We start from the raw sequence: 12,263 nt of genomic DNA on the forward strand, positions 1-12,263 counted from the left end.
AGGGGGAAGCGCATAACTGCGCTTCCCCCTTTTAAACTAGGACTTATGACTTCTCCTTGCCGGCGGCTGCTTCGCGCATGGCTGCAATGCTCCCGGCGGCTGCTGCCGCCGATTCCACGAGGACTGCCGAATCGGCGCCAGGCAGCTTCTTGAAGGCCCACCAGCGCAGCTTGATCGCCGATGTCTCTGTCGCTTGGCTCAGCTTCATGCCAATGCGGAATGATCCTTTGGCCGGATAAACGATCGTGCCGAAGGTCACGCTCGGCAGCTGGGACTCAAACTCGCTGCCTTTAAACACGTCCGATGCCCCGTAATACACCTGATCGCTCGCTTGCAGCAGATCGGAGGTCACGTTAATGTCCTTGTCTTCCAGTCCGACCATAACGTAGAGCTGTCCTTCCCCCAAGCCGCTTTCAATTTCTCCGGTGACATAATTCTTCTGGCCGCGGGAGAAGAAGTACAAGCCGCTCTTGCTGCTTGGCTCCATCTCCACGGTTACGGTGCCTGTCGCCATCTCATCCTGCATATGCTGCGGCTGAGGCACGCCGAGCTTGAAGGCAAACTCGCTGCGCTCTGGGTTGTAGCTCACATCCAGCTCAGGCGCCTTGCCGTACGGAAGCTGGAATGCTTCCGACGACGTGAAGAACTTCGCGTTGTTCTCTCTTCCGCCCGAACCGCCTACGCGCTGAAGGTGGGAAGGATTGTACACGTACTCGCCGAACGGCACACGGTCCACGCTCTCGATCATGTAAGTCGGCCCCATTTGAAGAAGGCTGATCTTCGCCAGGCACACGCTTTGCTCCGACACGCCGTCGATGGATTGATCCAGTGTTCGGTTGTAATAATCGCGCATGATGCGATCCGCCGCGGCGGCTTTAATCACTTCGACTTCATGGCTCGGGCTGCTGTCCAGCGGAATGCGCGAATCGCCGATCGTGAGCAAGGCATTCGAGGCTAGGAGCGACAGTGAAGCTTTGCGTCCTTCCGCCCAATTTGCCGCTTTCACCGAATAGGTATACGTATATTCAGTCTCTTGTCCATCGCCAGGCTCCGTAAATTGAATGCTAGTTTTGTCCGTACCAACAGGCGTGAAGCCTTCGCAGGCATAGTCAAAGGCGAATGAGATCTTCGGCGTCTGCAGCGTCTTCTCGACGACAAGCGTTACATCCACGATGCTTTCCGGGTTCACGTATTTGGGCATTCGCTGGTAGATGCGGACTTGACCGTCCTGATAGATGGGCGCTATGCTCTCCGTCAATTGCACATGCTCGAAGGAAGCCGGATCCGGCGCCTCCTCCTTGATGAACAGCCGGTAGCTTTCCAATACGCGGTTGTATTCGCTGACATCCTCGGAACGAACCGCGGAGTTCGCAATCGCATGAACAGGCTCCTTGCCCTTCTCGTCATAGGCGACGTAGAGGTAGACGTTCTTCTTGTACTCATTGTTCGTGAAGCCATCGATCATGGACAGCTTCAGCGTCGTCGGTGAAGGAATGACGATTTCGCGGCCGGCGTAATCGAGTGCCACGCCCATTTCCACGGTAATGGATTTATCGTCCACCGCAACCACATGCATGCCGGACACGACGCCGCTGCCGACGAGCAGACGGTTCATCAGACGGCGCTTGTCGCCGAGATACTTTTGCTCGGACTCGAAATCGCGGACCGTCAGCAATTTTCCATAGAAATACCGATTCCGCTCAAAAGGGTAATACCTGCTCTTCTTCACACGATCAACTCCTAAAAATGGATTGAACTTGTACTACTCGATTTCCGAATCCAGGCCAAGCCTTGTATGTAAATCCAGCCGCCGGTCGCGGTCCACATCAACGATAATCGTGTCGCTCGGCATCGAGCGGCTTGGATCGATGCGCAGAAGGGACGGCTCCGACAAGAGCGTATTGACTTCCAAATACGTGTGCATATCCAAGTACATCCACGGCTGAAGGACGATGAGCCGCGCTTCCGTGAAGGCGGGCTTCTGCTCATCCAGCATGCGCTGAAGCATATGACGATGCTTCTCCGTCGGCGCCTGCTCCGTCGTGACAAGCACAGAGAAGCTGCAAGCGTGCATGCCGTAAAGCATATCCGTCAATTGACGCAGCTCGGCGGATTCCCGCATCATTTTGTACTCGAAGTATTCGACGATGTGCGGCTTGCTGCCGGTATAAATCTCGACCATCTTCTCGATCCCCCGGCGCGTCCCACGGTATCGGTACAGCTGAGGGGCTTCGCGAATGAAGCGCCGGATCTGATCGTCGTTCCAATGCTCATCGACTTCGATGCCGAGCCAGCTCCCCAGCCATTTGAGGTACGGCCCCTCCGCAAGCTCGCTGTCGAGGTGCCTCGGCAGCTCGTCCGCCTGCGCCTCCACGCTGTCGAACATCGTGCCGAACAACGCCAGGAACCGTTCCATGAAGCCGCTCGGATCCTCCTGATAAATCGCAGGCAAATGAGACAAGTAGGTGTTTCTTGGAAAAACAATGCGCAGCTTCGACAAGCAGGGCGTTTTGCGCTCGCTTCCGATCCATTCGATCTTCAGCCACATGTAGCGACCCTTGGCATTGAAGAACAGCGCATCTCCTGGATTCGTTACGGGCGGCGACCAGAAGGGCGCCAAGGTTCTGATTTTCTCCGGCATGTCACGTCTTGGGTCGCAAATGAAATCGTCCATAAGCAGCATGCGCCCGTCAATAATTTGGTAGAGAGAATCCGAACAGAAGTACGAAATGCGCACCTGTGTCTCATCCGGAAAATCGCCTTCCAGCACCATTTTGTGCCAGACCGTCTCTGCTTCCGTGCTGTCGAGCGCCGTCGTAAGACAGACGCCTTCCAGTCGGCCGGTATCTTCGCTTTCCAGCGTCCTCGGCTGGAGCTCCAGCACCGTTACCGTTCCTTCTTCGGCGTTCAGAATGTACATCCGGTCCCGGGCGTCGAACATCAGCTTGTCCGCTTTACCGCGGAAGCCGGGTACCTTGTTGATCATCTCGCCCGTCTCGCCCAAATTCAGCACGAACCGGTCGTCTTCACCCTCGTCGGCGATGTACCGGGAATCCCCGATGTACAGCTGATTCTGCGAATCGACAGCGAGTCCCGCGAACCGCAGCGACGGCAGGTAAATGCGGGAAATCAGCTCCCCGCTTTTTGCGAATCCGTGCAGAATATGCGCCTCGCTGTCAAAGACATATACGCCGCGCTCCGGTGTTACGGCCGCATAGAAGCGCTTGTACAGGAAGCGAAGCTTCACGGCTGATTTCAGCAGCCATTTCTCATCCGTGCAGATGCCGACGAACTGTCCGCTGCGGTCGATTTGGACGACGGCAAGTCCCGTTCCCGCAGGCACGACGGCCTCGCCGTCCTCATGCTGCTCCACCTTCAGCGGCGTGACGATGTAGAAGCAATGCTCGTCGGATGCCGCTGCTAGCGGGTGCAGCTCGATGTCCTTGCAATGCGTTAAGCTCCAATAGGTTTGCGCATTCCCAATTGCGTAGGCTGCGCAGCGCTGCTGCTCGGGATCCGCGACAAGCAGCGTCTCACCGATGACGGCCAGCATGGATCGAACGCCGAATAATCCATGACCGCTTGGAAACAGCTTCTCGTGATGATGGCTCTCGGCATCGTACATCCACACATCGCTGGCCTGATCCAGTACGTACAAACGGCCGTAAGGGCCGATGACGAACTCGTGGGCTTCATGCATGCCGTCCAAATCCTGCAGGCGAAGCGTGTTCCGAATGCCGTATTTTTGCGTTTGCGCGATCTGCAGTCCCTTCGGCGTCCATTCCAAATTCGATTTACTGCTGCCCGCCCAATCGCTTTCCTTGTTGAGCGAGAAAAACAGCGTGTCCTGCTCCAGTTCGTCCACCTCCTCACGGCCTGCGGCATTCAAATGCGGCCCTTGTACGTCTATACGCTATTTCGGCTGATTAACTCGATTTCGTGCTCGCCGGAGTAGACCAAGCCGTACGGTGGAAGCTCGATATCCCCGCCTGATGACTTCGCCCAACCTGCACCCTGAGCGTCTAGCCAGAGCTCCTGAATATAAGCGACGCCTTTCATCTCGTTCATGACGCCGAACAAATCGCCTTTATACACCGTTCGCCCGAACGTCCAGCCTTTAGAGCCGTCGCGTCCATCAAGCGGCTTCAGCAGCTTGTTCAGCGCGGACACGATCTGCCTGCCCTCGTCAACGAAATGCGGCTCGACCACGATAACGGCATGCACGGTAATTCCGATATACGCCGGCGCAATGACATGAACCTCCGTCGTAATCAGCCTTCGCTCGTCCAAATGGCGCTTGACCGACTGCAGGAAGCCCGGACTCGGCGTCGGCGTCTTGGACGGGCTGTACGGCACGACAGCAACGGTCAACTGCCCGGGCGCTTGGCTGCGCGGGTAATCCTTCAGCCCTTTCATGTAGAGCGGCAGCGCTTTGACCCTTGCGACTCGCAGTCCGGGGGTCCGGGCAACAATCGACTCCACATCCTCAGCCGTTACGGCGCGGAAAGGCTGCTGCAGCTCATGGCGAACCCGCTCGATGCACGCTTCCAGCGTTTCCTTCTCCGTTCCTCCGGAAGCAAACTGATGGTTCGTTACGCTTAAGCTTGCCGCGGCGTAATCCAGCTCCGGCTGAATCGAAACGATCTCGTTAATCAGATGCGGCTTGACATTCCCTCTTGTTCCTCCGCCGACTTCGCATGCGATCACACAAATATTCGGCTCTTCGCAGGCAGCCGGAACACGTCCGCGTTCATTATCCCCAAACCGCAGCTCTCGTTCCTCTGCATGAAATACGAAATGGCGGTCTTCCGGACCCGAGTTATCAAAATGTTCAACCTCCAGCCAATCCTCCCACAGCCATTCGGCATCCGACTGTTTACGGCCGATTTGAAGAGTGAACCTTCCGTTCTGCAGCGGATCATCGTAAACGGGCAGCTTCTGGCGGGGCAGTCCGTTCGTGCGCCCGATAAACGCCTGATTCTCGAACGCTTCCGTATAGGCAATTATGCGCATTGTATTTCTTCCGAGTACGGGAATTGTCTCCGTCTCGCTGCCTGCGAATGTAATCTGCGCTTCGCCGAGTTCCGTCAGCTGCTGCAGACGGAACGTCCGCTTCACCTGCGCGACAGCTGAATGAATGTCGGCCTTGGCGGTCTCATGCCAGTCCACCCAGCTGCCGTCTTCCGTACGAGATTGCACGCGAATGCGGCCAAAGGCTGCCAAATACGATGATACGCGCACCTGTTGAACCTCTTCGCCGTTGCCGTCCGCATAGAACAGCTCACTGAACGTTTCTTGCTGCACGGCCTGCACTGTGTTAAGCGCAATATGTTCGATGCGCGGAGGATTCTCGTAGCCTGCCTGCTCCACCGTACAGCAAAACCAATAGCGGCCGCGATCGTTGGCTGGATGCACCATAACCGGCAGCATGCCATGCGGTACCTTGAACGTCATTTTGCCGCTGTACATAAGGTGAACCGTCTCGTCCTGTTCGACTTGCAGCGGCATCCATGCCGACTGGCCGCCTGCCCGTGCAGTGATATCCGCCATTTCGAGCTCGTTCGAATCTGCGGCCTGTACCGCGTTCGCGCCTGAATCGTCAACGCTGCTTCCGTAGAACTTCCAAGAAACCTTGGCCGACGGCACGATTGTCTTGTATGCGTCTTTAATTGGCGTGAGCGGAACGATGCCGTCGTCATAAAGGGTGAACGCCATTGTGATCGTATCACCCGGCAACAGCTCGCGGTCAAATGCGACATAAAGTCGGTTGCCCTTGTGGGCCTCAGGTCCAAACGCAAAGAAAGAGACGCCGACATGATCGTTCGTCGACGTATAATCGTTCGCTTCTTTCTCGGTTCGGACGAGTATCCGCTCGATACTGGCCGGATGCAGCGTGAGCGGAACGACCGTCTCAAACGGTTGATCCTGCGCAAGCAGCTTCGTTCCCTTCGGCAGCACGCGGCTGCGATCGGCGCCTGTGAAGCTCACTTCGGTATGCGCGCTGTGCGCCAGCTGCGGCTTTGCCCCAAGCAGCTTCAAAAATTTCAGCTGGTTCCGTTCCGGAACGCGGTTGATGTAGAACTGCTGCATTTCACTCAGCCAAGCGAACAGCTCGATCATCGTGATGCCGGGATCATGTGCGTTCTCATCCGTCCACTCCGGCAAAAATTTTGGAATCGCCTTGCGCGCTTCCTCCACGATTTGCTGAAAGCGGCGGTCATCCAAATTAGGCGTCGGCAGCATAGACGTTCACCTCCTTCCTGGCTAGTTCGTTTGTACGTGAACCTTATGCGAACCGCTGCACAGCAGTGCATGCGGGAATTGCGATTGTTTGGCCGGATCGATTTCGGTTCTGGTTCCGTCCTCGACCTTCACCATGGACAAATAGAGTTTATCGATGTTTTTGATCGAGCGAATTGATTTGAGCAGGGAATAAAACAACGACGGATGCAGTGTTTCGCCGATTTCCCATCCTCGGCCGTCCAGCTTTCCCTTCAGCGGATCCAGGAACAGCGTCAATTTGTCGATGCATGCCGTTTCTGTGGGCAGCACGTCATCAAGCGCTTCAACTGTCACGACGACCGTCACGGACACCTCTAGGAAAGCAGGCGCAATGACTTGCACGGACGGCGCATGGGCAACTGTATTTGCAGCTCGCTCAATCAAATAAGCTTCAATCTGGCGTTTCAATGCCGGGAACAGCGCGTAGCCTCTTTCACCCGGTACAGAGAGCGCGACCAGCGTAATCGAACCTAAGCTGTGCTCCATGTACACGTTCCGGTTCGGCAGGCATTTGACCTTCGTTAGTCCGGGATACGCTTCTCTAGCCAGCCACTCGAAATCCTCCGCTGTTACGGCGCGGCCTTGATGCTTGAGCCGCTGCGGTCCGCGCAGCATCGCCGCTTCCAGCCGTTCCGTGTGGCAGCCCCCGCCTGCAGGCTCCGGGTTGGTTGCTCCAGCGATAAATGCGATCGATTGCAGCAGACCCTTGATTTCGCCTGCACCGATATTGCCTTCTTCGCCGGCCGTGACTTTATAGTTGACGCGAATGCTGTCCGGACCTCCGCCCGGAACCGCACGCCCGTGAATGCCTTCGCCGAACGTGATTGTGCCGGCAGAGCCATCCAGTACGTAATGCCGATCATCGGCAGCAGAAGCAAGGAACGAATCGACGCCGCTCCATCGTACCCATACGCGCTGCACAAGACCTTCGCTGTCGTAAAGCACTTCGATCGATTCCGGCGACTGGCGTACATGGGCTTCCAGCTCATGCAGCGTCATCGCTTCGGTTTCGTCGACCCAGACTTCCTCGGCGATGACCGGTGATCGGGACAATCGGTAGATGCCGCGTGAACGTTCAGGCGTTTCCGCCGTAATCGTGCGCTGTTGAAGGACCGAGACGGCGTTAAGATCGAGCCGATTGGCTGCAGGACGCGCGAAATCCGACGCATCATAGCTGTCATCCCGATTCACCGCGCGCAGCCAGTATCGTTCCCTGCCGTAAAGCAGCGTACTGCTTAGCTCAGGCGGACCAGCGAATTGAATGGAGCCGCTCTCGGTAAAGCCGTTCGTCTCATCGATGACGGAAAGAGGCATCCAGCGGACCGTTGTGCCTTCACGTACAAGTGCCTCCCATTCCACCCATGGCCGCTTGACCGCCTCCCATTTGGATGGCGCCAAGGTAACAAATAGGGAAATCGGCCCTTTAACCGGCGGCACATCGAAGCCCAGCACGACCGCAGGATGCTCGCAGTCGATCGGCTCGAATATTCGAAACGGCGTGCCGCTCCCGCCTCCCGCCTCCAGCGTCAAATCCCGCATCGCGGCATTGTTGAATGCAACTGCGGATTCCGCCGGAAAGCTGCGGTCACCGTACGAATACTGAAGCTTCAGTTCGTTCAACCAAGGCGTCACGTACACCATTTCCGGCGCATACATATTGTCCATCGCAATAACTCGAACGCGTATCCAATAGTCGAATTGCGCGTTGACGAAGGTGCGTTCCAAATCCTCGGGACATTGAAGCGATACGCTGCAGAGCAGGTCCTCATCCTCCGGCAGCTCGCCGAACATCGTTTCGTAGCTTTCGCTGCCGGGAAATTTCACCCAGCCGCTTCCGTTCCAATACTCCCACAGCACTCGTTGAATGCGAATGCGCGGCGGATCCTTCTTCTCCAGCTCCGCCCGGCGCATAATCATACGCCAACGAATCTCGGGATCCGGCGCCGTGCGCAGCGCGGAAGCAACGGCCTTCATCCGAAACCGGATGCTCAGCCTGCCTTCCCGCTTGCATAGCGCTTCTTCGCTGCTGATATAGAAGGTCGAGTACGGCGCGAAATGTTCCCCGAATGGATAGAAGCCATCCGGGCTCAGTTCCATATCGTTATAGATCAGCATCGACGGCGCTATGCCGTCCACGCCGGCATTCGGGTCAAAAGCCGAGGTAAGCGTAATCTCATCGAGCTCCACGTCTTGGCTGAGCAGCGGATTCGCAGCGCCTTCAAGCGACTTCAGCCTGCAGCGGATGAAACGGCCCTCTATGCCGCCGATAATCAGCTTATCCACCGGCTTGACGACTGATTTGTGCAACACGATACCGGATACCGCTGGGGTTACATGATCGAATGACACCCATTCGCCTTCCGAATAGTAGCTCCACTCCAGGCAGGTCGTATCCGCCATGATCTCAGCCAGCTGCGGCTGCTTGTACTTCTTGGCGGAATGGTAGAAATTCACTTTAATGACAGCGGGATGCGTTGCATGAAGCAGATCGTCCTCGCGTAAATATAACGCGTGCTCCTGCAAGTTCGTCCCTTGCACAGCCTGAAATAATCCGATGTCGCCCTTGTCGGCCGCAAGGCGCTCGCTGTAGTTGTCCGCTGCCAGCGCGATTGCATCCTGCGCCGGACTCACGCTGATGATGTCCGTAAGCCGTGCCGGCGTCACGAGCAGCGCTCGATCGCTCTCATAGATGAGCTCTTCGCCGCCATTCGGAGAAGGCGCCGTCAGCTGTGTGCCCTTCGGAATCCATACCGGCTCTGACGCGCCTTCGTTCAAACGAAAGACAACATTGGTGCGGGCAGGACGAGCCGACTGCAGGCGTGTCTCCAGCATGTTCAAGAATGAGATGAAATTCTTCTCCGGCGCACGGTTTAGACGCTTCACATTCTCCTGCAGCATATTCGCCGCCAGAAAGAAAAGCGCCGTGCCCGGATCCGGATCGTCCGGGGAAAACCGCCATTCCGGCGTATAGAAAGGGGCCGTCTCCTTCATCCAGCGGGCAAACGAAGCCAGATCGCGCTTATCGATTGCCTGCGGCGCAAGCGCCCCGCTTCGAGTATTGTTCGTCATGGTTTCCTGCTCCGCCCTTTGTCAGCTACTTCGTGCCTTCCTCCAAATAGAAAGGGTAGACCTGGTTAAATAGATTGTTCGTGCTCCGGACGACATACGAAATATGGAGCATCAGCTTGCCTGCGTGAATACCGTCCGTTTCGGCATGAACCTCCACTTCATGTACGCGCGGCTCCCATATGCGGATCGCCTCTTGAATATTCGTTTCCAATAAACGAAGCGTCGTTTCGTCTGTCGTCTCGAACACGAACTCGTGTATGCCGCAGCCAAAATCCGGCCGCATCACGCGTTCGCCCTTGGACGTGCCAAGAATGATACGGATTGCCTCGGCGATATCGTCTTCCTTCTCCGCCGTCTTGATCCGTCCCGTCGTGGGATCGACCTCAATGGGGAATTTCCAGCCTCTTCCCAGAAACGCTGCCATCCTTGCCGCCCCCTTCATACCCGCATTAATTGATTTTTACCATCGAGCCTTTGATATTAATAATGCCATCCGACTTGATGTCAACAGTCGCTCCGCCCTTCAAATTCAGCGCAGCCGTTGCTTCAAGCTTAATCTGCGTCGATTTGATTGCGATTTCCTTGCTGCTGGAGATCGTGATATCGCCGGATGCCGCGATTTCGACTTTCGTCGTGGAGCTCTTCAGCGTCAGCTTGCCGCTCGTGCCGCCGGTAATCGTCAATTGATGGTTTCCGCTGTCGTCACTCAGCTTGATCTCCGGTCCGCTGTCGGTGAACTCCAGCTTGCTGCCCTTCTTCGTCTTCAGCGTAATCTTCTCGCTGGATGACGTATCGTCGAAGATGAACTCATGCCCGGATTTGGACTTGATCTTACGTATATTGTTGTTCTCGTCGCCTGCCGGCGCCGGATTCGTCTTGTTCCATAATGATCCGATCACGTACGGCTGGTTGAAATCGCCCATATGAAACGCGACCAGCACCTCGTCATTCACTTCCGGCACGAACAAGCTGCCTCGATCTTTGCCGCCCATGAACGTTAAACAGCGGACCCAGTCGGTTTCCTGATCGATTTCGCGGTGAGGAAACTTCAGCTTCACGCGGCCAAGCTTATCCGGATCCTTATTGTTCGTGACGAGCGCGAGCATAACGCCTTCCACGCCGCCGGAGCCCGAACCGCTCGAGCCGTACATGCCGTTATTCATATTGCATTTCCCCCTACCTCGAAGCTCGTCGTATAGCCGGATGATGATATGGAATGGGTTACCTGGGTCAAATACATCGGCTGATTGAACTTGGCTCCGAGCCCGTCCAGCTTGATGTAGCGTCCGGCGCGAATCTCCGGAATGCCGATGCTTTCGCCGGAACCGGTTACGAGATCCATTGCCCGTTCGTTCATCATCGCATCCGCCAGCTCCTGCGCTTCCTGCATCGTCGTTGCATTGGTGTACACGTACTCTTTGGTGTAATCGGCCAGCGCGCGCATAATATCTTTGCCCGTGCGCGAGTTCGAGCCAATAATATCGATTTGGCCGGAAGTGGCTTCAATCGCCTTGGAGGTCTTCGGATCGAATCCGCGAACGATGACCTGGCTGACTTGGTTCGATATATCGACGCTCGTGGAATAGCTGCGCAGGTTCTTGCCGTACATCAGCGTAATGACCGGCGTCTTGCTGTTCTTCGATTCGCGGAAATACAATGTCTTGCCGACGACGAAGCAGTCAAAGTCGTTGTCTTTCGCCAGCTTGTTCAGAAACTGAAAATCCGTCATTCTAATTTGCTCGATGATCGGCTTCGTAACCTCCGTCGCATCCACCTTCAGCGTTGCTCCGTATTTTGCGCCGATTACCTTGACGACGTCGCTGTCCTTCTTTTCCTTCCAGGAGTTGGAGTGCGCTCCCTTCATCATTAGGAACGAAATATCCATGCCGGATATGTTCACCGTGGGATTGCCGTCCGAAGGGTAATCGAGATCTACCGACGTTATGATGCCGTAGAAGACCGTCTCCAGCTTGTCCGTGTAACCCATCTTGATTTCTACGTATTTGCCAACGGCCAGAAAGCTGTTGATCCATTGAAATTCGCGTTTGATGGGATCGAACGCATTCGCTACGGTAAAATGGAACGAATCCGCCTTCTGATCGACCGTTGTGCTCACTCGGATCGTCGAGATGGCAACGCTCTGCCGAATCATGCTGTTGCCGTCGATCATGACTTCGAAAGCAGGCGCGAAGAAATTCCGGTACTTCTGTTCCAAAGCGTCGAACGTATAGGTACTGTTATCGAATTTCACGTTTGCCATCGTTTACTCCAGCCTCGGAACGATGATTTTGCGGCCAGTGCGCAGCTGTCTCGGATTATCGATGCCGTTCGCTTCCGCAATTGCCCGCCATTCGCCGGGATCCTCGTACTCTTCCGCAGCGATCATCCAAAGCTGGTCGCCCTGCTTCAGCGTCTTCTGCTTCGTCCGGTCCGCGGATTGGCGCGGGATGTTCTGATACTGCTCCTTCATGCTCTGCAGCGCGCGGAACGAAACGTTCAGCGTCGCGCGGACCGGCAGGCCGGAATCGAGGAACATCGTGAATTTCTGGGAAACGCGTTCTACAACGCCTTTGAAATCCAGCGATCCCCAGACGAATCGGCAGCTAGGCGGTGCATGCAGATCCTTGTCTACATCAAGCAGCTTGGACACCTTGGCCGTCAGCAGCCTGACATCGCTCGCTTTCTCGTACGTATCGAAAAATAAATCCATGGAAAGCGTCGTCGCTTCGCCGCTGATGAACTGCGCGATCGGCGTCTGCAAGCCGGGAATGGTCTGCCACGCAAACGTATTGCCGGATTCAAGATTGTATTCGCTTGGATTAAACAGCACTTCCAGCTGTTCGGTTCCCGTGCCCCGGGTGACGATAATCTTCGCTTTCTTCAAAGCCATGCCGGCTCCGCGCCTCCTTCCG

Annotated in this window: 8 protein-coding genes; all 8 read right to left on the bottom strand. The window is 56.0% G+C overall.

Annotation, left to right across the window (positions count from 1 at the left end):
- Positions 1–43: 43 nt before the first annotated feature.
- The 8 genes from KXU80_RS09095 to KXU80_RS09130 are packed head-to-tail and all read right to left on the bottom strand — an operon-like array spanning position 44 to position 12,241.
- A complete protein-coding gene (locus KXU80_RS09095; RefSeq protein WP_219837875.1) occupies positions 44–1,729 on the bottom strand; it encodes a hypothetical protein in 1,686 nt (561 codons plus the stop codon).
- Positions 1,730–1,762: 33 nt separating this feature from the next.
- Complete coding sequence (locus KXU80_RS09100) at positions 1,763–3,889, bottom strand: phage tail protein (RefSeq protein WP_219837876.1); 2,127 nt, start codon at positions 3,887–3,889, stop codon at positions 1,763–1,765.
- Positions 3,890–3,906: 17 nt separating this feature from the next.
- Positions 3,907–6,243: a putative baseplate assembly protein gene (locus KXU80_RS09105; protein WP_219837877.1), complete on the bottom strand. Its 2,337-nt coding sequence runs from the start codon at positions 6,241–6,243 to the stop codon at positions 3,907–3,909.
- A 21-nt stretch (positions 6,244–6,264) separates the two neighbouring features.
- Positions 6,265–9,351 (bottom strand): baseplate J/gp47 family protein, encoded by a 3,087-nt coding sequence (locus KXU80_RS09110; RefSeq protein ID WP_219837878.1) that lies wholly within the window; start codon positions 9,349–9,351, stop codon positions 6,265–6,267.
- A gap of 25 nt (positions 9,352–9,376) precedes the next feature.
- Complete coding sequence (locus KXU80_RS09115; protein WP_219837879.1) at positions 9,377–9,775, bottom strand: GPW/gp25 family protein; 399 nt, start codon at positions 9,773–9,775, stop codon at positions 9,377–9,379.
- 25 nt (positions 9,776–9,800) lie between these two features.
- Positions 9,801–10,514 (bottom strand): phage baseplate assembly protein V, encoded by a 714-nt coding sequence (locus KXU80_RS09120; RefSeq protein ID WP_219837880.1) that lies wholly within the window; start codon positions 10,512–10,514, stop codon positions 9,801–9,803.
- Positions 10,511–11,611 (bottom strand): phage late control D family protein, encoded by a 1,101-nt coding sequence (locus KXU80_RS09125; RefSeq protein WP_219837881.1) that lies wholly within the window; start codon positions 11,609–11,611, stop codon positions 10,511–10,513. Before KXU80_RS09125 ends, KXU80_RS09120 begins: the two co-directional genes overlap by 4 nt.
- Before the next feature lie 3 nt (positions 11,612–11,614).
- Positions 11,615–12,241, bottom strand: a complete 627-nt coding sequence (locus KXU80_RS09130; protein ID WP_219837882.1) for a CIS tube protein — start codon at positions 12,239–12,241, stop codon at positions 11,615–11,617.
- Between the last annotated feature and the right edge of the window lie 22 nt (positions 12,242–12,263).

Origin of the sequence: Paenibacillus sp. R14(2021) (assembly GCF_019431355.1) — a bacterium.
Taxonomy (GTDB): Bacteria; Bacillota; Bacilli; order Paenibacillales; family Paenibacillaceae; genus Paenibacillus_Z.

Coding starts and splice junctions, on each gene's coding strand:
- KXU80_RS09105 (WP_219837877.1), bottom strand. CDS start 6,243: ATGCTGCCGACGCCTAATTTGGATGACCGCCGCTTTCAGCAAATCGTG.
- KXU80_RS09110 (WP_219837878.1), bottom strand. CDS start 9,351: ATGACGAACAATACTCGAAGCGGGGCGCTTGCGCCGCAGGCAATCGAT.
- KXU80_RS09115 (WP_219837879.1), bottom strand. CDS start 9,775: ATGGCAGCGTTTCTGGGAAGAGGCTGGAAATTCCCCATTGAGGTCGAT.
- KXU80_RS09120 (WP_219837880.1), bottom strand. CDS start 10,514: ATGAATAACGGCATGTACGGCTCGAGCGGTTCGGGCTCCGGCGGCGTG.
- KXU80_RS09125 (WP_219837881.1), bottom strand. CDS start 11,611: ATGGCAAACGTGAAATTCGATAACAGTACCTATACGTTCGACGCTTTG.
- KXU80_RS09130 (WP_219837882.1), bottom strand. CDS start 12,241: ATGGCTTTGAAGAAAGCGAAGATTATCGTCACCCGGGGCACGGGAACC.